The following is a 22363-nucleotide window of genomic DNA, read 5'->3' on the forward strand; positions in this document are numbered from 1 at the left end:
TCAGAGGTGAATAAAATAAATACTGAAAATAGAAAATTTACCCGGTAAAATCTTAATTTCTGTAAAACATTCAAAAGGTTTCTTAAATAATGCAAAAAAATGCTTTGCAATTCTTCTCAAATTGGTGTTATAATTTTAAATAGATATCTTTAAAATTAAATAACCTAACAACCAATAACCATATGTCTGTACTTCCCGACGATCTTTTGCGTTACCAGAAATTTATAGGCTTCATGTTAAAATACTGGAACAGCGATTTATTTGCAAACACAGCATCCCAGGCAATGGATGAAACTTCAGATAAAAATAATACCCAAAACACTTACGATCAAAGCCCCGATGAGTTGGTAGAAGATCTAAAAAATATGGGGCCAACCTATATAAAAATGGGACAATTGCTTTCAACACGGCCAGACCTACTCCCCAACGCTTATTTAGAAGCTTTGGCGACATTACAGGATGATGTGCCCGCAATCCCATACGAAGAAGTGCACCGTATTGTTGAGGAAGAAATAGGTACAAGAATTTCCAAAGCTTTTGAGAGTTTTGATGAAAAATCCCTGGCAAGTGCTTCCATTGGGCAGGTACATAAAGCTACGCTAAGATCTGGTAAACCGGTGGCGGTTAAAATTCAAAGGCCCGGAATTAAAAAACAATTCCTTTCAGATTTAGATACCTTAAAAGAGCTGGCTGATCTTGCTGTTAAACACAGCGCCACGGCTAAAAAATATGCTTTTGACGATGTTTTAACTGAACTGAGGCGTATTTTATTGCAGGAACTGGATTATCACAGGGAAGCACAAAATTTAATCACCCTTGGCGATAATTTAAAAGGTTTCAAGGATCTTATCGTGCCGCAACCCATTCAGGATTATTCTTCTGCCAAGGTGCTCACCATGGAGTATATTGAAGGTAAAAAGATCACTTCAATTTCTCCGCTCAAGCAAATTGAAGTAGATTATTCACCACTGGTAGATCAGCTTGTAAAGGCCTATTTACAACAGGTAATCAATGATGGATTTGTACACGCCGATCCGCATCCCGGGAATATTCAGTTTACAAAAGATGATAAGATTGCCCTTATAGATCTTGGAATGGTCGCTAAGTTTAGCCCGGCCATTAAAGAATATATTTTAGAGCTTTTAATGGCTATTAGTAACAATAGTGGCGAAGATACCGCTCGGGTATTGTTAAGTATGAGTGAAGTGAATGAGGATGCTAAGCTTAAATTCTTTAAAAAGACTATCGGTGATATTATCATGGATAGTGAGCATGGTAGGGCAAAAGATATGCAAACCGGCCGCCTGCTTATCCAGTTAAACAGGCTCGCAGCTGAAAGTGGAATTCACCTTCCGGTAGAAGTAAATATCCTGGGGAAAATCCTTCTAAACCTGGATCAGATAATCGCTGTTTTAGATCCTGATTTTGATCTGAGAGATGCCATAAAACGTCACTCTAATAAAATGATGCGCGATAAGATGTATGAGGAATTAAAACCTGAAAACTTTTTCTCTTCCCTCCTGGCATCAAAGAAATTCATAGAATATTTACCCGATCGTTTAAACATTATTTCAAAAAACCTGGCAGAAAACGAGTTTAAAATAAAGATTGATGCCATAGACGAAAAACGGGTTACCGATGGTTTTCAGAAAGTTGCCAACCGCATTACCTTAGGATTAATTATAGCAGCAATGATTATAGGTGCTTCAATGTTGATGCAGGTGCCTTCAGATTTTACCATTTTTGGATATCCCGGTCTTGCTATGCTCTTCTTTTTACTTGCAGCGATTGGTGGAATTATTCTTAGTTATATTATAATATTTAGAGATGAAAATTTGAATAATAAAGATTAACGAATTTGGGGATTCGCCTATTTCGGTGTATTTTTCGTTTCTAAAAATTAGAACCACATGAATAAAATCTTTACCCCACTATTTTTACTTGTTTTTATAACAGCGGCCTGGAGCCAAAAAGTTGAAATTCCAGTAGATACCACAGTTACTACCAATCATTCGGTAACTATTAATTCAAAAAACATCAATTATACCGCTACTACGGGAATGCAACCGCTTTGGGACAACGACGGTGAACCAATTGCCAGTTTATTTTATACATATTACAAGCGAAGTAATGTAAAAGATACTGAAAATCGCCCTTTAGTTATTTCATTTAATGGCGGCCCGGGATCGGCTTCGGTTTGGATGCACGTAGCTTATACCGGCCCCAGGGTTTTAAAAATTGATGATGAAGGTTTCCCAATTCAACCTTACGGAATAAAAGAAAATCCGCATTCTATCTTAGATGTTGCCGATATCGTATATGTAAACCCAATTAACACCGGTTACTCCCGCCCTATTCCTGATGAAGACGGAAAAGTAGATAGAGAAAAATTCTTTGGCGTAAACTCCGATATTAAATATTTAGCCGAATGGTTAAATACGTTTATGAGCAGAAACGAACGCTGGTTATCGCCTAAATACCTTATTGGGGAAAGCTACGGCACAACCCGAGTTTCAGGTTTGGCATTAGAACTGCAAAACAGCCAGTGGATGTATCTTAACGGAGTTATTTTAGTTTCTCCTACCGAAATTGGGATTGAACGCGACGGCCCGGTGGGCATCGCTAATAGATTACCCTATTTCGCTGCCGCAGCCTGGTATCACGATGCTTTACCGGCAGAACTTCAGAATAAGGAATTAGAAGAATTATTAGAAGAAGTTGAAGAATATAGTATTAACGAATTACTTCCGGTACTAGTAAAAGGAGGCTTTACTGAAACCACCAAAAAAGAAGCAGTAGCCGAAAAAATGGCTTATTATTCAGGAATTTCAGAAGAAGTGATCCTTCAGAATAATCTTGATGTAGATTACCGTTTTTTCTGGAAAGAATTAAGACGAAAAGAAGGCACCACAATTGGCCGACTTGACTCGAGATATCTTGGAATAGATGCTAAAGAATCTGGTGATTCCCCCGATTATAATGCTGAGCTGACTTCCTGGTTACACTCGTTTACACCGGCTATAAATCATTACTTGAGACAGGATCTTAATTTTAAAACCGATTTAAAATACTATATGTTTGGCCCTGTACACCCCTGGGATCGCAGCGGGAACAATACCGGCGAGAATTTAAGACAGGCAATGGCACAAAACCCAAATTTAGATGTCATGATTCAGTCGGGATATTTTGACGGGGCTACTACCTATTTCAATGCAAAATACACGATGTGGCAATTAGACCAAAGCGGAAAGATGAAAGATCGCTTAAGTTTTAAAGGTTATGAAAGTGGCCATATGATGTACTTGAGAGCCGAAGACCTTAAAAATGCCAATGATGATATTCGGGAGTTTATAGAAAATAGCCTTCCAAAAGAAGGGGCTCCTGCTAAATATTAATAAACATAAATTGTTTTTGGGAAGCTATCTCTTTTTTAACGTCACCCTAAACTCGTTTCAGGGTCTAGGTTGATATCACTTATCGCTCAACTTAGACCCTGAAATAAATTACCATTGACAGAGTAGATTTTATTATTTATTAGAGAGTTATAGGAGTAGGTATATAATAGAAGGAAATTTAAGCGGCCTATCGAAAATTGATCGTAAAATTCGAAGTGAGATGTCGTTTAAATTTTCTGCTGTTTGAGCGACACCTCTTTTTCTAATTATTCATATTTTCCCCGCGAGTTCAGAAAATTTAGACATCGAACGAAAAATTTAGATCCATTTTCGTAAGCCTAGATTTTTTGGTTCTTTTTCATCAATGGAAAAAGAACAGAATACCAATCTATTTTCAGCTCATTAATAAATTCAGTAATTTCATATTTATCTGTCATTTCCCTCCGCTAGATAAAGCTTCTTTATCACGGGTCTCAGGGTGACGTTAGTTGAAAAAAGCTTCCCAAACAATTTTATAATAAAACTACTGCATCAAATACTCCTTCAATTCAGAGTAATCTGAAATTTCGATGGATTTTTTCTCTTTATTCATCGCTTCTTTAATTGAAGCAGGAATTTCTACCTTTTCTTCAATCACCTCTTCTACTGTTTCGAGGAACTTAACCGGATGTGCAGTTTCCAAAAATGTACCGTAGTAATCAGGGTTTTTAGTTAAAAACTCCTGAAGTCCGAGATACCCAACAGCTCCGTGAGGATCCATTACGTAATTGTGCTTTTGTTTTACCTCTTTTATGGCTTTTTTGGTTTCTTCATCAGAATAACTAAAAGAAGAAAGTTGCTGTGATAGTGGTTTAAACTCATTGTTGAATAATTCCAAAATTCGCACAAAATTACTTGGATTTCCAACATCCATTGCGTTAGAAATAGTTTGTACGCTGGGTTTTGGACTGTAATCCTGGGACTGCAAATAACGGGTCACTACATTATTTTCATTGTTTGACGCGATAAAATGATCTATTGGTAATCCCATTTTTTTAGCAAACATTCCGGCGCAAATATTACCAAAATTCCCGCTAGGTACTGAAAAAGCCAGTTTTTGTTGTTTTTCTACCAATTGTTTATACGCAAAAAAGTAATAGAACATTTGCGGTAACCAGCGCGCTACATTAATGGAGTTAGCTGAAGTAAGCTGGCGTTTCTCACTAATTTCTGAATCAGAGAAAGCTTTTTTCACCATATCCTGACAATCGTCAAAATTACCATTCACCTCAAGAGCTGTAATATTTTGGCCAAGGGTAGTAAGCTGTTTTTCCTGGATTTCACTCACTTTTCCTTTAGGGTATAAAATTACAACATCTATACCATCAACCCCTAAAAATCCATTAGCCACTGCTCCACCGGTATCCCCGGAAGTAGCTACCAAAACCGTGATCTTCCCTAAATTTCCTTTCTTTACAAAATGGCCAAGGCAACCGGCCATAAATCCTGCACCTACATCCTTAAATGCCAGCGTTGGCCCGTGAAATAGCTCCAGTGTTCCCATACTTTCTGATATTGGCACAACCGGAAACTCGAAATCCAAAGTTTTTTTTAGAATTTCCTGAAGTCCGTTTTTATCAATTTCGTCTCCAACAAATTGCTTTATCGCTTCATAAGCGATTTCCTCTTTGGAGAGCTTATCCAGGTTTTTAAAAAATTCTTTAGATAAAACCGGGATTTCTTCAGGAAAATAGAGTGCTTTTCCCGGTGCAAGTCCGCGAACAACCGCATCTTCAAAGGAAACTTTATGATTTTTATCGTTTAAACTAATGTATTTCATCTGTTTATAATTTTATCCCTATTTGGGAATTAAGCACAAACTTATAATTATACTCCTGTTTGTTGCTAATTTTAGGGTCCAGCATCATGCTGGTCTCATTAGGCTATTATTTTTATTCCTTCGGAATTGATTTTAGATAAATGCAGGTCAAAATCTATATTTTTATCCTGATAAAATTCCTGAAATTCGGCTTTTACTTTTTCGGCTACAGTATCGCCTTTACACAAAGCAAAAACCGAAGGTCCAGAGCCGGAAATTCCGAAACCCAGTGCCCCATTAGCTGAAGCCAGAGCTTTAAGCTTGTCGAAATACGGAATTAAAATAGAACGCACGGGTTCAATAATTTCATCCTTTAAACTTCTGCCTAAGAGCTCGTAATCCTGGGTGTACAATGCACTTACCAAAGCGGCTAAATTACCCCATTGACTAATCGCCTTTTTCAGTTCAACATTTTGCCTGATTACAGACCTAGAATCCCGGGTTTTAAGCTCGATTAGCGGATGAAGTACCAACATTCGTAATTCCGGCAAACTTGGTAAACTTATAATTTCAAGGGGTTCGTAGCTTTTCACCAGGCTAAATCCACCCAGGAGGGCCGGCGCCACATTATCGGCGTGGGCATTCCCGCTGGCGAGGCGCTCCCCTTCCATCGCAAACTTTATCAATTCTTTAGCCGAAAATGGTTCTCCCAGTAATTTATTGATTCCAAAAACGGCTCCTGCGGCACTGGCCGCGCTACTTCCTATTCCGCTACCCGCTTTTATATTTTTCTTGATTTCAATATCAAATCCCTGCTTTTCTCCCAGCTCAGCTAACATCACTTTTGCTGAAACCCCGGCCACGTTTTCATCTACATCCAATGGAAGATCCTGGCCGGTTATTTTGGTGATCCTAAGTTTCTGTTCTGAATTTTTAGAAATAATCATCTCATCACCAACACCGTCTAAACAACAGCCCAAAACGTCGAATCCGCAGGAAAGGTTGGCTACAGTTGCCGGTGCAAACAGTTTTATTCTATCCATAACCTATTTCTTTCCTATTCTTATTACATCAGCAAAAATTCCCGAAGCAGTAACCTCGGCTCCAGCACCCGCACCTTTTACAATTAAAGGTTGTTCCGGGTATCTCTCGGTAAAGAACAACACGATATTATCGCTACCGCTAAGGTTATAAAATGGATGTTGGGAGTCTACAGCCTGCAATCCAACCACAGCTTTTCCATCTTCCAGCTGTGCTACGTATTTTAATTGGGCGTCTTTTTCTTCAGCCGATTTATAGATTTCCTGGAATTTAGGTTCGTCTTTTTTCAGCAACTCGAAAAAGTCCTCATTATTGGTGGTCGCCAAACTTTCCTGGGATAGGAAATCTTCACTTTCAATATCCTCCAGTTCCATTTCATATCCACTTTCGCGAGCAAGAATTAGAATTTTTCGCGCCACATCTACCCCACTCAAATCTATTTTAGGATCGGGTTCAGTATAACCTTCTTCCATAGCCATTTCCACAGTCTTATAAAAAGGATCTTCTCCTTTATAAGTATTGAAAACGAAATTTAAACTTCCCGAAAGCACCGCCTGTATTTTCTTAATTCTATCTCCAGAAGCAATTAGATTTTTAAGGGTGTCTATTATTGGGAGACCTGCACCTACATTGGTTTCATATAAAAATGAAGCTCCATATTCCCGTGCCAGGTTTTGTAATTCCTGGTAGTTTTCAAAACTATCGGCGCAGGCAATTTTATTACAGGTTACCACAGAAACCGAATTCGCCAAATATTCTCTGTACCAGGCAGAAATTTCAGCACTTGCCGTGTTATCTACAAAAACACTGTTTCTCAGGTTAAATGCATTAACCTTTTTAAAGAATTCAGCTTTATCAGCTTTTTCCCCTTTTTCAAGGGCTTCTTCCCAATTTTGAAGATCAATACCGTTTTCATCAAAAAGCATCTTTCTTGAATTTGAGAGTCCGTGTACGCGAACCTTTAACCTAAGGTTTTCCAGAAGGAATTTTTCCTGTTTCTTTAATTGGTTCAATAATTTACTACCCACATTTCCAACGCCGGTAATAAATAAATTGAGTTCTTTTGAAGGTACTTCAAAGAATTGCTCGTGTAGAGTATTGAGGGCTTTCTTTACATCCTTTTTAGCGATTACTGCAGAAATATTACGTTCTGAAGATCCTTGAGCGATTGCCCGAATATTGATATTGTTATTCCCTAATGCACTAAACATTTTTCCGCTTAAACCGTGATGGCTTTTCATTCTGTCACCTACCAGGGCTACAATAGCAACATTATCTTCAATCTCTACCGGTTTGATTTTTTTATACTGAATTTCAACCTCAAAAGCTTCATCTAAAGCTTCTTTCGCAAGCTCTGCTTCATCATCTTTTACCGCGATACAGATACTATGTTCTGAAGATGCCTGGGTAATTAAAACCACATTGATATTCTCCTGAAAAAGCACTTCGAAAAAACGTTTGGAAAAGCCGGGGATGCCTACCATTCCACTGCCTTCAATATTCAGTAATTTTATGGAATCTATATGCGTGATCCCTGTAACCCATCGGAAATTCTTTTCTGAAGATTTTGAAATTAAAGTTCCTTCTTCATCGGGTTTAAAGGTGTTTTTAATAAGGATATTGATTTGTTTATCCAGCAAAGGTTGAAGCGTTGGCGGATAAAGCACTTTGGCCCCAAAATGCGACAATTCCATCGCTTCCTGGTAAGAAATATCTTTAAGCGGATAAGCGTGCGGAACAATTTGCGGATTGGCCGTATACATCCCGTTAACGTCGGTATAAATAAGCACTTCTTTTACATCTAAAGCAGCACCATATAGCGCAGCTGTAAAATCTGAACCACCACGCCCCAGTGTACTGGGAACGCCTTGCTCGTTTCGGGAAACAAAACCAGGAGCTATATACAGGGAAGCATCTTTTTCAGCAAAATACTTATCTATATTTTTATTGGTTAGCTGATAATTCACCTGTACTTTTTCATTCGTATTTTTACAAACTATAAGCTCTCGTGAATCAACATACTGAGAATTTATTCCCAGATTTTTGAAATATTCAGCAATAATTAAAGAAGATAAAACTTCCCCGAAACCAGCTACTACGTGGCGTGTTTTGTTGGATAGTTCATTAAGCAGGTAAACACCTTCGTATAAAGTTTCAAGACGATTTAATTCGGTTTTAACTTTGCTTAAAATGCTACTTTGAGAGTTTACCGGAATTAATTCCCGAACCGCTTCAAGATGCCTTTTTTCATTGTTTAATAGAATATCTTTGTAGGCAAGATCTTCACGGGAAGCCAGATCGGCCATTTCCAGTAAATCGTTGGTAACACCACCGAATGCTGAGAAAACAACAAGAGTTTTGTCTTCCTTTAAATGTTTTTGAACTGTTTTTGCTACGAGTTTTATACGCTCTGGAGATGCCAAAGAGGTACCTCCGAATTTTAGGACTTTCATAAGTCGATTGATTAGAATTAGAATGATTTTGTTTTAAAAAAACAGGTGTGTACGCTGGTGCTATGTAGAATTATACCCCAAAAGGGGTAATACGAATAATAGTCATGCCAGAAATGCCCCGGCCGGAAATGCTTTTTGAAGTAGTGAAATCGATATTTTCTTTAATCCTCATTTTTGACCTTATTCTGATGATAAAAGTATATAATTTTAGGGGTAATAAAAACAAAAATGAGGTTACAAGGGAAGAATTATGAATTTCTTTTTATTCCATAAAAAAAATACCCGATTAATAATTTAACCGGGTGTTTTTTCGTTTTATTTCAATAATTATTTAAAGGTCACTTATATAACTTCCGTAAAGATCTTTAAATTGAACCCCTTTGGCAAAACGGTGTTTGCTCAGCTTCTTATATTCTACTAATGCCCACAGCAAAAACTCTTTTAAGAAATAAGAATCTTTCTCTGATATCTCAGGCTGGTACTTTTTAATCAATTCGTTTAACGGCTTTATGGAGTCCAGTTTTTCTTTGTATTCGGCATCAGAAAGGTCGTCGGGAAGTTCAAAACCGCTTTGTTCAAAAAACCATTCTACCAAATCATCATAAGGTGTGGTTTCATCTGGCCTTTGTAACTTTTCAATCTTAGGAAAATATTCAGGAAACAATGTTTTTACCGAATCACCAATTAATTGAAGTGCAACACTGGCTGCTCCTTCTTCTTCTCCTTCGTAAACAAGTTCCACTTTTCCGGTAATGGAAGGAACCACACCCAAAAAATCCCCAAACCTCAACAAGGTTTGATCGTCTCCAGATTTCAACGAACGTCTTTCTGCGGTACTGAGCAGGTTTTCATAAGCCGTAATACTCAATCTGGCGCTAATTCCGCTTTTTTCGTCTATAAATTCACTTTCCCTGGCTTCAAAACTAATTTGTTCCAGCAGGTCTTTTGCGAGTTCCGGAACGTGAACCAGTTCACTTTGTCTTTCATCCAGTTTTGCTTCCTGGGCGGTAATTGTTTTAGCTACCTCAATACTATCGGGATAATGCGTTAAAATTTGAGAACCAATTCTATCCTTTAACGGAGTTACAATGCTACCGCGATTGGTATAATCTTCGGGGTTAGCAGTAAATACAAACTGAAGGTCTAAGGGTAGCCTCAATTTAAATCCCCGAATCTGGATATCGCCTTCCTGGAGAATATTAAATAAGGCCACCTGGATACGAGCCTGCAAATCGGGCAGTTCATTTATTACAAAGATGCTTCGATTGGCCCGTGGGATCATTCCGAAGTGGATTACGCGGTCATCAGCATAACTTAACTTTAAATTTGCTGCTTTAATTGGGTCAACATCCCCAATTAGATCGGCCACGGTAACATCTGGCGTGGCGAGTTTCTCGAAAAACCGTTCATCCCTGTGTACCCAGTTTATAGGAGTTTCATCTGCTTTTTCCTTTAACAGTTCTCTGGCGTACCGGGAAATTGGGTTTAGCGGATCGTCGTTAATCTCTGAACCCTGGACCACCGGCATATATTCATCAAGTAAATTGACCATTAAGCGAGCCAGCCTGGTTTTCGCCTGACCTCTTAACCCGAGTAAATTAATATTATGCCGCGATAAAATTGCCCTTTCCAGCTCCGGGATTACGCTATCTTCATAACCGTGAATTCCCGGAAAAGTAGGTTCGTTTTTCCTGATCTTTTCAATTAAATTCTCCCTGAGTTCCTCTTTAATCCCCCGACTTTTATATCCGGATTTCTTTAATTCACCAAGTGTATTTATATTTTCTATTTTCATGTTTGTTATTTTTTTATTCTTGTTTTAACCCATCCTGCTGCTCAAACCCTCCGCCTGAATTTCTATCGAAATTCAGCCACCTCCCTTTAAAAAAGGGAGGAGCATTATTTGTGGTTAAGATTATCTGTAATTTCCTTTAATACTGAGGGCAGGAAGTCGAATATCATTTTATTTTCAAAACGAATAATCTTAAATCCTAATCCTTGTAAATATTCAGTACGTTTTAAATCCTTCTCTTCGTCGTTGCTATTTAAATGTACTTCGCCATCCAGTTCAATGATCAATTTTTCTGAAGCACAGTAAAAATCTACTATATAGTTACCAATACTATGTTGTCTTGTAAACCGTTTTCCTTCCAGCTTTCTGGCTTTTAAATAATTCCATAGAAAAGCTTCAGCCGGTGTCAGGTTATCTCTAAGGATTTTGCGATATCCTTTTAATTCCTGACGTGTATGAATCTGCTTCCTTATCAATTATTTATTTTTTTAACTGCTCCCCTCTTTAGATAAAGAGGGAAAGTTTTAATTGGATTTAAAATTATCTGTAATTTCCTTTAATACTGAGGGCAGGAAGTCGAATATCATTTTATTTTCAAAACGAATAATCTTAAATCCTAATCCTTGTAAATATTCAGTACGTTTTAAATCCTTCTCTTCGGCGTTGCTATTTAAATGTACTTCGCCATCCAGTTCAATGATCAATTTTTCTGAAGCACAGTAAAAATCTACTATATAGTTACCAATACTATGTTGTCTTGTAAACCGTTTTCCTTCCAGCTTTCTGGCTTTTAAATAATTCCATAGAAAAGCTTCAGCCGGTGTCAGGTTATCTCTAAGGATTTTGCGATATCCTTTTAATTCCTGACGTGTATGAATCTGCTTCCTTATCAATTATTTATTTTTTTAACTGCTCCCCTCTTTAGATAAAGAGGGAAAGTTTTAATTGGATTTAAAATTATCTGTAATTTCCTTTAATACTGAGGGCAGGAAGTCGAATATCATTTTATTTTCAAAACGAATAATCTTAAATCCTAATCCTTGTAAATATTCAGTACGTTTTAAATCCTTCTCTTCGTCGTTGCTATTTAAATGTACTTCGCCATCCAGTTCAATGATCAATTTTTCTGAAGCACAGTAAAAATTTACTATATAATTCCCAATACTATGCTGTCTTGTAAACCGTTTTCCTTCAAGCCTTCTAGCTTTTAAAAAGTTCCAAAGAAAAGCTTCACACGATGTCATATTTTCTCTAAGGGCTTTGCGATATCCTTTTAATTCCTCACGTGTATGAATCTGCTTCCTTATCAATTATTTATTTTTTTAACTGCTCCCCTCTTTAGATAAAGAGGGGAAGTTTTGGTTGTAAACCAAAACGGGGAGTTTGATCAATTCCCCCTTATCCTCTTTTTCCTATTGGTTTCATAATCCTCAAAAATCATTTCACCCAGGCCTTTTAAGCCGGTGTAAAAAGCTTTGCCCTGATTAGCGTAAGTGAACTCCCTTACAAACTGCATTAAGTAGGGATCTTGTGCAATCATAAAAGTGGTGATGGGAATATGTAATTTCCTTGCCTGCCGGGCCATGGTGTAACATTTTCCCAAGATATATGGATCGAGTCCCATGCTGTTTTTATAGTAAGAACCATCACGCTCTCGTAAACAACTCGGTTTTCCATCGGTGATCATAAAAATCTGACGGTTAGTACTTCGCTTTCTTCTAAGAATATCCATAGCCAGTTTTAAACCGGCAACAGTGTTAGTATGATAAGGGCCAACTTTAAGATAAGGTAGATCGGCTATAGAAACCGGCCAGGCATCGTCACCAAAAACTATAATATCCAGGCTGTCTTTTGGGTATCTGGTAGTGATCAATTCAGCTAAAGCCATGGCTACTTTTTTCGCTGGTGTAATGCGATCTTCGCCATATAAAATCATGCTATGGCTAAGGTCTATCATTAACACGGTACTCATTCGGGATTTATAATGGGTTTCTTCTATCACCAGATCCTCTTCGGTCATATTGAAATTTCCGATGCCGTGGTTAATTTGGGCATTTCGCAGACTTTCGGTCATCGAAATCTTATCGGGCGAATCTCCAAACTGAAATGCTCTGAAATCACCTGTATGTTCGTCTCCTCTGCCTGCATGGTTTGTTCTATGGCTTCCGGAGGCACTTTTTTTCAACTTTCCGAAGATTTGGTCTAAAGCTTGTTTTCTTATAGCGCGTTCGGTTTTGGCCGTAATTGCCATTCCGCCGCCTTCTTCTTCGCTTTCTTCTTTTATGTAACCTTTCTTTTTAAGGTCTTCCACAAAATCATCCAACGTATAATCTTCAGTGCTTAATTTATACTCTTCGTCCAACTGTTTCAGCCAGTCTAAAGCTTCATCTAAATCGCCAGAGGTATGCGTGATGAGTTCCTTAAAAACTTCAAACAACCTGTCAAATGGTGATTTTTCAGGTTCTTCAAACTTATTAAAGACAAATCCGCTGCCCTGTCTGTAATCTCTCTTCTTCATATTCTAAAATTAAGGTATTTTAAATAGATTTAGAAAATCTTTAGCTGCAACAGGGATTAAACTTATGTTAATCTATAAATCTGGGAGTGTTATAATTGAGTTTTATATTGTTATTCTTTTCTTAAATACTTCAGCATTTACCATGGAGTTTAGAGATTTGGAAATTAATCAAGAACCTCGGGGCAAACCCACGAGGTATGAATTGGAAAACTATTTTATAATTTCGAGGCAAGCTCGCCTGAATGATTCGGGCAGGTCTCGAGAATTAAACCCTCAATGAAGGATTAAACCTGCAACAATAGAATAATGAAAAAAACACTTTTAATTCTTTTTTGTTATCTTCTTAGTTATAACAGTTATTCGCAAGATTCTCCTTATAAAACCGATCTTTGGAAAGATGGGGCTTATATTGCAGGAACCGTAGGCTTAAACGTACTGGGGTTTACATTTATTCAGAATAAGGATGCACTTACAGAAGACGAAGTAGCTGCTTTAGATAAAAATGATATTGCGGGAATTAATCGTTGGGCAGCAGGATACCATTCTGAGAAAGCTGATGCTGTAAGTTATATTCCGTTTTATGCCGCCCTGGGAATGCCCCTGGCCTTTTTACCGGGTAAAGCAGAACGAAATAATTTTGGACAAATAAGTGTTCTATTTGTTGAAACTATGGCAACCACCGGGGTTATTTACACCATGACAGCCGGTTTAATAGATAAAAGCAGGCCCCTGGTTTACAATGAGGAGCTTCCTTTTGGAGAACGTGCCGAAGGCGGGGCGCAGCGTTCTTTTATTGCCGGTCACACCGCTGTTGCCTCTGCCGGTAGTTTTTTTGCCGCCAAAATCTTCAATGATTTTCATCCAGATTCTAAAGCCGTACCTTATGTATGGGGAGGTGCTGCAGGTTTTTCGGCATTAATGGGCTATTTGAGAACCAAAGCCGGTAAACACTTTTTAACCGATAATATCGCCGGTTTGGTAGTAGGTGCTGCGAGTGGAATCTTAATTCCAGAATTACATAAAAAGGGTAAAGAAAATATTGATGTTTATCCTACGGCTAGATTTAATATTAATGGTACAGGAATAAATACTAAAGGCCTGGCGCTTTCTTATAAGTTTTAAGTTATTCTCCATGGAAATTTCAGAAATTATAATGCTTGTGTTATGTGGGATTTTTTTAATCCCCAGCCTGGCATCTGCAACACGTTTTGACCAATGGTGGATACGTGCTTTTGATTTTCCACGTATTCAAATTTCATTTCTTATTATCGTGGTTATTATTGCTGCATTTCTAGTATTTGATTTTTCTGAAATAATACATTTCATAGCTTTAGGATTACTTATTTTAAGCCTTATATATCAACTTCATAAAATTTACCCTTATACCTTACTGGCTGAAAAAGAAGTGATGGAATTTGAAGATGGGGATCCCAGCGATAATATCGCGCTTTTGGTTAGTAATGTGCTCACTACAAACAACAATTACCATAAGCTTCTTGAAATTATAAACAGAAGACAGCCTGATATTGTACTTACCCTGGAATCTGATAAGAAATGGGAGGATGCTTTAAAAGAATTAGAGAAGGAATATAAATACACCGTAAAAGTACCCCAGGAAAATCTCTACGGAATGCACTTATATTCTAAATTGAAATTAGAAGAAACCGAGATTAGGTATCTGGTAAGAAACGATATTCCTTCTATTCATGGATTCGTACGTTTAGATGATGATACAAAAATTAGAATTCACTGTATGCACCCAAGACCTCCAAGCCCTTCTGAAGCCGATACATCTACCAATCGTGATGCCGAATTATTAATGCTTGGCAGGGATGTAAAGGAACAGGATAAAAGCGTTTTGGTTTTTGGAGATTTAAATGATGTAGCCTGGTCCAGAACTACCCGATTATTTCAGGAAATGAGCGGATTATTGGATCCTAGAAGGGGTAGAGGCTTTTTTAACACTTTTCATGCTAATTATCAATTTTTTAGATGGCCGCTGGATCACGTTTTTCACAGCAATGATTTTACTTTAATAGAAATTGCACGGGAAAAACCCATGGGATCTGATCATTTTCCTATGTATATCAAACTGAATTTTGAAAGAAAAGCGGAAGACGAACAAGAAAAACCTGAAGCCGAGGAAGATGAAAAAGAATGGGCACAGGAGAAAATTGATGATGCCGAACCCCGGGAAAAAGGGGTCTAAACCCGCTCAAAGAAATGACTAATTTCTGAAATCTCTTTAATTTTTTCACAATCTGAAGTAGAGATAGGCTTTTCTATAAAAGAACGGACGGTACTGTACTTCTTAGCTTTCTTTTTATCTTTATTATCAATAGATGAGGTTACCATTATCACATGGTAATTAGATTTTTCTTCGTGATTTTCTAAACAGTCCAGAAAATCCCAGCCGTTCATATTGGGCATATTTATATCTAAAAGAATCAGGAAGTTCTTTCGCTGTTTGCCCTGCTTTTCTCCAATTATATAATCTAAAGCAGCTGCAGCATCGTGAAAGCTAATAGGGTTTATGGCAATCTCGTGATTGGTTACCATTTTCTTTTGGATAAATACCACAATTTGATCGTCATCTACGATAATTACTTCAAGCATTTTAAAAAATTTAGGGCAGGAGCTTAAAATTCTTCTTCGGTCTTATTTGTAATCTTCCGAATCACTTTATCAAGCTCTTTAGACGAATTTAAGATATTATCTATAATTTCCTCAATATTATCAAGGTTATTTCTTTGATTTTTTAATAAATCTATCAAACCCATAATTCTTGCTAAAGGGGCCCTAACCACGTGAGATTGGGTCCAGGCAATTTCACGAAGCCTTTCGTTACTGCGCTCTATAGCATTAATATATTTCCTTCTTTCGGTAATATCCTGTATAGAACCAATTATACGTGATGGGTTCCCGCTATCGTCAGTAATTACATAGCTACGATCCAGAACATATTTATAGTCCCCATCTGAACATTGAAAACGATATTCAATGCTCAACAATTTCTGCCCTCGTTCATAAATTGCATTGGTAGCCTCAACTACGCGTAATCTATCATCAGGATGAATTTGCTCCTGCCACCATTTTTTTGAGGCTCTTAATTCATTTTGAGAATAGCCAAAAATATCGTAAATCGCATTACTATACTGAAAAACATCTTTTTCAATATTATAATCGGTTATAAGATCGCTGGTAGCTTTAGCTACTATATCATAGCGTTCCAGGCTTTCCCTTAACTGTTTTTCCTGCAATTTGAACTTAGTAATATCACGGGAATTTGCTACCAATCCATTTACCGCAGGATCATGCCGTAAATCACTAATAATGGTTTCAAGCCAGCGCCATTCCCCATTTCCGTCTCTATATCTATAAGACGGCAACTGAATGGTCTTTTTCTTTCCTAGATACTGAATTTGTTCTTGGATTTTTGCACGATCGTCCAGATGAATTAATTCAAAGGCATCTCTACCTTCCAGATTTTCAGGTTTTATCCCTAAAATATTTTTTGAACTAGGGCTTACGTAAGCATAATAAAAATTTTCATCTAAAATTTTTATTAGATCACTGCCATCCTGTACCAGGGCCTTAAAACGCTGCTGGCTGTGTTTTAACTTTTCTTCGGCTTTAAGTTTTTCGGTTACATTATGTGCAAGGGTTACCCTTGCTTCCCGCCCTCCAAATAAAATAGGATTGCTCTGTACATCTATGTAAAGCGTATCGCCACCTTTTGTAAAATGCTTTACTTTGACGGTAAACAAATCGTGAAAATTTTCTTCCACGACTTTCTCAATTCTATCGCCCTCTTCAGCCCATAGATCCCTAACCGTCATTTGTAAAAATTCTTCCCGGCTATATCCATATAATTTGATCGCGGCCTGATTTACACTTAGAAACTCAAGGCTATGCCTGTCTAAAACCCACATAGGCAAAGGACTGGAATCAAAAAGGGTACGGTACTTTTCTTCAGATTCGTATAGTTGTCGCTGTACCTTTTTACGCTCCATGCTATAATGAATGCTTTTTGAAAGATTAGAAGCATTAATTTCATCTTTCAGTAAATAATCGGAAACACCCCAGGAAAGGGTTTTAGCGCCATAGTCTTTATCTGTATACCCTGTAAGCACCACTACTGGGGCAGCATTTGATAATGCCAGGATTTCTTTTACAAGAATTTCGGTATCATTAATATCTGGAAGCGATAAATCGAGTAATATAGTATCGAAATTTGAAGAAGCCTGGAGGATTTCTTTCGCCGACTTAAAGGTTTCGGCGCGCTGTAATTCCAGGGCATTATGTTCTTCAGAAAGATAATCTTCAATAAGAATAAAATCTCCCGGGTTATCCTCAATGACTAAAATTTTTAATTCCCCGGAACTTTTCCTCATTTAAATTAATTTTAAATCGATTTATTAGAATTTTATTAGTTGAATAAACTAGCTTAAATCAGGTTTATAAGATGTAATATAAAAAAATCCGAATCGCTTATCGGAAATTAGTTTTTGCCTATTGAGTAAATATACTAAAATTGTTTTGGGATCGTAAAATAAAAGCTACTCCCTTTACCATATTCGGAATCCACCCATATTTCGCCCCCAAAATTCTCTACGATCTTTTTACAAATTGCCAAACCAATTCCTGTTCCTTCATATTCTTCACGCTGATGCAAGCGCTGGAAAATCACGAATATCTTTTCCGTGAATTCCTTTTCAATTCCAATACCGTTATCGCTTATTCTAAACTCCCAGTACTTATCCTTTTCTAAAGCCGAAACTTTAATTTTTGGAGGCCTGTCTTTTGAATAATACTTTAAAGCATTCCCAATTAAATTTGAAAACAGCTGTCTTAAAAGTGGTTCTTCAACTTTCAACGTAGGAAGCTGATCTATTATGATTTCGGCTTTTTTCTCTTCGATACATTTTTTCTGAAGTGATAAGACTTCAGAAACCAAATCCTCAATATTCACCACAGTTACCGTATGCTCCAGCCTGCCCACCCTGGAATATTCGAGCAGATCTAAAATTATTTGCCGCATACGGGTTGCACCATCGTGCGCAAAATAAATATACTGCTGCGCTTTTTCATCCAGTTTATGGTTATATTTTTTCTTCAGCTGACTGAGAAAACTAGTGACCATTCTAAGCGGCTCCTGGAGATCGTGTGAGGCGATATAAGCAAATTGTTCCAGTTCTTTATTAGATAGAGCCAGCTCTTCCGCGTGCTTTCGCAATTGATTATTTAGGTCTTCCAGGGCTTTTTCTTTTTCTTTAATTTCAGTGATATTTCTTGAAATTCCCACTAAACCTTTCTTATTATCCCCGAATTTAACAGGAACCTTAGTCAATAGCGTATATTCCTGATCACCATTAAAATTCTTTACAATATCGCCACGATTTATCACAGGAATCCCCTGATTCATAACCCGGGCGTTATCCTGAATAATTCCCTCTGCTTCTTCTTTCGGAAAATAATCTGCCGGAGTCAGACCCAAGCTTTTTTGTTCGTTTTCCACCCCAATGTAATTCTTATAAAAACTATGATTAGTTAAAATCGTTTCATGTTTTTCGTTTACCACAAAAATACGATCGGGGATATAGTCTATAATTGCCCGAAACATATTACGCTCCTCCCGTAGTTTCTGTTTTATATTTAGTTGTTGGGTTATATCCTTTGCTATGCCGTAAACCCCGGTTATTTTTCCATTTACATAAATAGGAAAATTGGTCACATCCAGAACTTTTTTTGTGCCTTTTAGACTTTCAAAATTTGTTTGATAGTGTTGTATTTCACCAGAAGCTGCCTTGGTAAAATGAGCCATCACCCGGGCACGATCTTCTGCAGGGATTAAAGGCAGAAATGTCATATCCAGTAATTCCTCCCTCGATGCCTCACTAAGTTTTGTAGCACCATTATTAAGGCTTAAAAAATTCCCTTCCAGATCGAAAGAATACACCGCATCAGGATTATAATCGAATAAAGACTGAAATGCCTGCTTGCTATTTTCTGCAATTAACTCCTGATTTTTTCTATCTGAAATATCTACAATCGTAGTACTGGTTCTTTTTTCCCCCTTATGAGTGGTAAAAATAACTGAATGCACTTCACAGGGAAAAGTCTCCCCATTTTTCTTAATTCCTGTTAATTCCCGTCTTATTTCCCCGGCTTCATTTCTTTGCTTTACCGCTTTTTCTAAATCGATGTTTTTTTGAATTATATCTTCCCGACCTAAACCGATAAGCTCTTCAAAAGTATAGCCGAACATTCTACAAGCTGCTTTGTTAACATCTAATATTGGTCCAGCAGGATCGGTTAAGAAAATTGCCAGGGACGAATTTTCAAGAATATTTCTAAGCTGAATTATATTTTCAGACGATGAGGACTCTTTTTTGGAAGTCAATTTTAAACATATAGAAAAGCCATCAATATTTGCTTTAGCATCCAAACAAGGGCTACTTGATAATTCTATATCTTTTGTTGCTGAAAAAGAAAAAGCATTATAAAAAGCTCCTTCATTTTTTTTAAAATCACTTTTGAAGTTTTCTAAAAGTTTTTGAGGAAAAACCTGGTCAATACTTAAACCTATCTTTAATTGTTTATTGAGATTTTCCTTTAAGAATTCTTCCGCAGAGGGATTCCAGGTTATAAGTTCAAAATTATGATTGATTTTTAAAATGGGCGTAGCTATTTGCTTCATTGGGGCGAAGTTTAAAATTGCTGATGTTTTTTATAAAAACGATTTGGAAATAGATATACCGGCACCAAAATTAGGGCCGTCAATTTCACTAAAATCAGTCCCCAGCTGAAGGTTTAGATTTACTATATTTTGTAAAAGACTTAGGTCAAGATAGGTAGAAAGAACGTGGTGCTCGGTGATGTTTCCTCCTCCTTTTGCTCCATAATTTTGCCTAAAACTCCCCAGAAATCTATACGGAACTTTCTTAAAAGCCATTCCGCTTAAACCAATATGATGGGCAACTATTTTATTGTTGTTTATTCTGAAACGATCCGGTCCAAGTGTGATAAATGGAAGTCCCAGGACACGATTTTCATAGGTCCAGCCAGAACGGTACAAATTATTATTAAAGTAATTATCTTCCCCATCGGAAGTTGGGAAGTTTTTACTCTGGTTTTTGGTATAATAAAACTCATACATTACCGCCTGAAACCAGGAGTCTACAGGCGCCGCAGGGTCTTCTATAAAAATCCCGTAACGGCCATCGGGGGTATTTCTAAGAACGCTTCCCGAACCATCTTCAAATAAATGATTATAAATAATTTCAAGATTATAACCGGCTAAAATAGTTTTGATATTTATCTCGTAACTCCCCAGGTGGTTTCCAAGTCCGTTGATTTCTTGTTCTGAAATACCATCGCCGGTATCTTCTCCAACTCCTCTGGCGGTTACTACCCTTGTATAGGCCTCGAAATCTGAAGGTAAATCCCCAAGCTCGGGGTGAGTGCCTCCCCATTGCACAAAATGCCTTAAACCCGCTGAAATTTGAAAACCGGGCGAAGATCTATAGACTAAATGGAAACTTTTATGATGAATACGGGTATTCTCTACATAGCGATCATCGTCCATAAAATATTCTTCCAGGGAAGCCTCAAAACCAAATCCGCTGTTGTTTTTAAAAAATACAGGTCGCTTTGTAAAAAGTCGAATTCCGGGAAGTGGCCTCGCATTTAGAGACCATAAAATACTTTGGTTGGTGGCGCTTAACCCACGATACATTTCTTTGCGCTGTTTGCGGCCGGCAACAACCCCCAGCCAGGAATTATTAAAAGCCAGATAGGCTTCGTCTAATTGCAGTTTATCAGCATATCCATCCTGATAAAGGGCTCCCAGGCCCAATTCTAAATTTGAATTTTCAGAAAGATTATATAGCGCAAAGGCATTTATAAGGCCAGAAAAATTGGTGAGTTCATCTATTCTTCCTCTTTGATTGGTATGCATCCAAAAAGGAGAATTTTCTTCACTAAACAATAAGCCGTTTGTATTTATATTACCCCGGAAGTCTAGTTCCTGAGCATTCACCGATAAGACGAAAGCCACAAATAGGAGTGTAAGTAGTTTTTGTTTCATAAGTAGGCGTTAAGTCATTTTAAATATGCTTAATTCGATTTAAAAATATGTAATTTTATACTCCTAAAACTTAGAAATGCTATCCATTTTTCAGAAAAAAATATTTTTAGCCGATTTATTGGAAGGTTTTACCGATTTCCATAATCACTTATTGCCCGGAATAGATGATGGTGCGAAAAATGTGGAGGATTCTATAGCAATGATTAAGCGATTTAATGAATTTGGAGTAAAGAATTTTATAGCCAGCCCTCACGTTATGGGGGAATTCTATCCCAATACTCCAGATACTATTCTTCCGGCGTTAGAACAGGTAAAAAAGGAACTACCGGATGGAAATTCGATTAAAGCCGCGGGAGAATATATGATGGATCAATTTTTAATAGATCAGCTGGAAAAGGAAAATGTTTTGAACGTGGTAGATAAGTATGTTTTGGTTGAAATGTCTTATTTCCAGGCACCGATTAATTTAGCCGAAATTTTATTTAAAATTCAAAATAGAAACCTAAAACCGATTCTGGCTCATCCCGAACGATATGCGTTTTACCACGGAAGTAACCTTAATAAGTATGAGGATTTAAAAGCCCGGGGCTGTAGTTTTCAACTGAATATGTTATCACTTACTCCGCATTATGGAATCAGTATGCAGAAAACAGCATTCCAGCTCCTTGAAAGCGGCATGATAGATTTTATTAGCAGCGATGCCCACCGTATGGAACACCTGGAAAAAATTGGGAATATAAAACTCAAGAAAAAGCAACTCCACTTGATTGAGCCTGTTATTGAAAATTCTAAAGCTTTGTTTGTTTGATCCTTCACTTGAAAGTGCATTCGTGGCAAAAAAATAAAATCATAAGGTCATTGCGATGGAGGCACGACTGAAGCAAAATATGTTGGTTCATTCAGCAGATTACCACGTCACAATTCTACTTTCGTAAAATTATTCCTCGCAATGACGGTTAAATTAAAAAGAAGGAGTCCAAGAATCAAAAGCTAAGTCTTCAAAATATTCCTGAATTGATGGCTTTTTAGTTATCAGTCCCGATAGCCATCGGGATGTATCGAGAAGTGCCATGGATTTACAACTTCTATTGGGTCTCGATACTGCGCTATTTTCGCTTAAGGTTCAAATACCGCAACTCGACCTGACGGGCCGTCACTTCGATTTCTATGACAAAACCAAGCGATTTTGGTAATATGTTTTGTTTTTAACCAATGCCATAGCAATGTGGATTAACTTGTTTCTTACTGCATTTAATACGCTCATTTTATTTTTCCCT

The 22363-nt window shown here is 37.4% G+C and carries 17 protein-coding genes; 5 read left to right on the plus strand and 12 right to left on the minus strand.

Annotated features, from left to right (window positions below):
• Window positions 1–182 precede the first annotated feature (182 nt).
• On the plus strand, window positions 183–1853 hold the full coding sequence (locus LB467_RS14930) for an ABC1 kinase family protein (protein ID WP_224474853.1): 1671 nt from the start codon (window positions 183–185) through the stop codon (window positions 1851–1853).
• 57 nt (window positions 1854–1910) lie between these two features.
• Window positions 1911–3395 carry a S10 family peptidase gene (locus LB467_RS14935; RefSeq protein WP_224474854.1) on the plus strand — a complete coding sequence of 495 codons (1485 nt, stop codon included), beginning with the start codon at window positions 1911–1913 and terminating at the stop codon, window positions 3393–3395.
• 523 nt (window positions 3396–3918) lie between these two features.
• Here the strand turns inward: LB467_RS14935 and thrC are convergent.
• The 8 genes from thrC to LB467_RS14975 all read right to left on the minus strand — a co-directional run bounded on the left by thrC (window position 3919) and on the right by LB467_RS14975 (window position 12997).
• A complete protein-coding gene (thrC, locus tag LB467_RS14940) occupies window positions 3919–5214 on the minus strand; it encodes a threonine synthase (RefSeq protein WP_224474855.1) in 1296 nt (431 codons plus the stop codon).
• Window positions 5215–5312: 98 nt separating this feature from the next.
• Window positions 5313–6236 (minus strand): homoserine kinase, encoded by a 924-nt coding sequence (locus tag LB467_RS14945; RefSeq protein ID WP_224474856.1) that lies wholly within the window; start codon window positions 6234–6236, stop codon window positions 5313–5315.
• 3 nt (window positions 6237–6239) lie between these two features.
• Window positions 6240–8687, minus strand: a complete 2448-nt coding sequence (gene thrA, locus LB467_RS14950; protein WP_224474857.1) for a bifunctional aspartate kinase/homoserine dehydrogenase I — start codon at window positions 8685–8687, stop codon at window positions 6240–6242.
• A gap of 331 nt (window positions 8688–9018) precedes the next feature.
• Entirely contained in the window at window positions 9019–10482 is a 1464-nt protein-coding gene (locus LB467_RS14955) for a magnesium chelatase (protein WP_224474858.1), read from the minus strand.
• 104 nt (window positions 10483–10586) lie between these two features.
• Complete coding sequence (locus LB467_RS14960) at window positions 10587–10952, minus strand: endonuclease domain-containing protein (RefSeq protein ID WP_224474869.1); 366 nt, start codon at window positions 10950–10952, stop codon at window positions 10587–10589.
• 51 nt (window positions 10953–11003) lie between these two features.
• Complete coding sequence (locus LB467_RS14965; protein WP_394371801.1) at window positions 11004–11369, minus strand: endonuclease domain-containing protein; 366 nt, start codon at window positions 11367–11369, stop codon at window positions 11004–11006.
• A 51-nt stretch (window positions 11370–11420) separates the two neighbouring features.
• Window positions 11421–11789, minus strand: coding sequence for an endonuclease domain-containing protein (locus LB467_RS14970; RefSeq protein ID WP_224474860.1), 369 nt, complete (start codon window positions 11787–11789; stop codon window positions 11421–11423).
• 77 nt (window positions 11790–11866) lie between these two features.
• Complete coding sequence (locus LB467_RS14975) at window positions 11867–12997, minus strand: vWA domain-containing protein (RefSeq protein WP_224474861.1); 1131 nt, start codon at window positions 12995–12997, stop codon at window positions 11867–11869.
• A 306-nt stretch (window positions 12998–13303) separates the two neighbouring features.
• On the opposite strand from LB467_RS14975, the gene LB467_RS14980 reads away from it, so the two are divergent.
• The gene (locus LB467_RS14980) at window positions 13304–14119 is read left to right on the plus strand and encodes a phosphatase PAP2 family protein (protein ID WP_224474862.1); all 816 of its coding nucleotides are present in this window, start codon (window positions 13304–13306) and stop codon (window positions 14117–14119) included.
• Between the two features lie 10 nt (window positions 14120–14129).
• On the plus strand, window positions 14130–15206 hold the full coding sequence (locus LB467_RS14985; RefSeq protein ID WP_224474863.1) for an endonuclease/exonuclease/phosphatase family protein: 1077 nt from the start codon (window positions 14130–14132) through the stop codon (window positions 15204–15206).
• Here LB467_RS14985 and LB467_RS14990 read toward each other — a convergent pair.
• The 4 genes from LB467_RS14990 to LB467_RS15005 form a co-directional block, all read right to left on the minus strand.
• Window positions 15203–15613: a response regulator gene (locus LB467_RS14990; protein WP_224474864.1), complete on the minus strand. Its 411-nt coding sequence runs from the start codon at window positions 15611–15613 to the stop codon at window positions 15203–15205. The genes LB467_RS14985 and LB467_RS14990 overlap by 4 nt on opposite strands.
• Window positions 15614–15636: 23 nt before the next feature.
• Entirely contained in the window at window positions 15637–17391 is a 1755-nt protein-coding gene (locus LB467_RS14995) for a PAS domain S-box protein (RefSeq protein ID WP_224474865.1), read from the minus strand.
• A gap of 134 nt (window positions 17392–17525) precedes the next feature.
• Window positions 17526–19697: a PAS domain-containing sensor histidine kinase gene (locus LB467_RS15000; RefSeq protein ID WP_224474866.1), complete on the minus strand. Its 2172-nt coding sequence runs from the start codon at window positions 19695–19697 to the stop codon at window positions 17526–17528.
• Window positions 19698–19727: 30 nt separating this feature from the next.
• Window positions 19728–21086, minus strand: coding sequence for a capsule assembly Wzi family protein (locus LB467_RS15005; protein ID WP_224474867.1), 1359 nt, complete (start codon window positions 21084–21086; stop codon window positions 19728–19730).
• A gap of 76 nt (window positions 21087–21162) precedes the next feature.
• Here LB467_RS15005 and LB467_RS15010 point away from each other — a divergent pair, with 76 nt between their 5' ends.
• Window positions 21163–21894, plus strand: coding sequence for a tyrosine-protein phosphatase (locus LB467_RS15010; protein WP_224474868.1), 732 nt, complete (start codon window positions 21163–21165; stop codon window positions 21892–21894).
• Window positions 21895–22363: the final 469 nt, after the last annotated feature.

Origin of the sequence: Salegentibacter tibetensis, from assembly GCF_020164485.1 — a bacterium.
Classification (GTDB): Bacteria; Bacteroidota; Bacteroidia; order Flavobacteriales; family Flavobacteriaceae; genus Salegentibacter; species Salegentibacter tibetensis.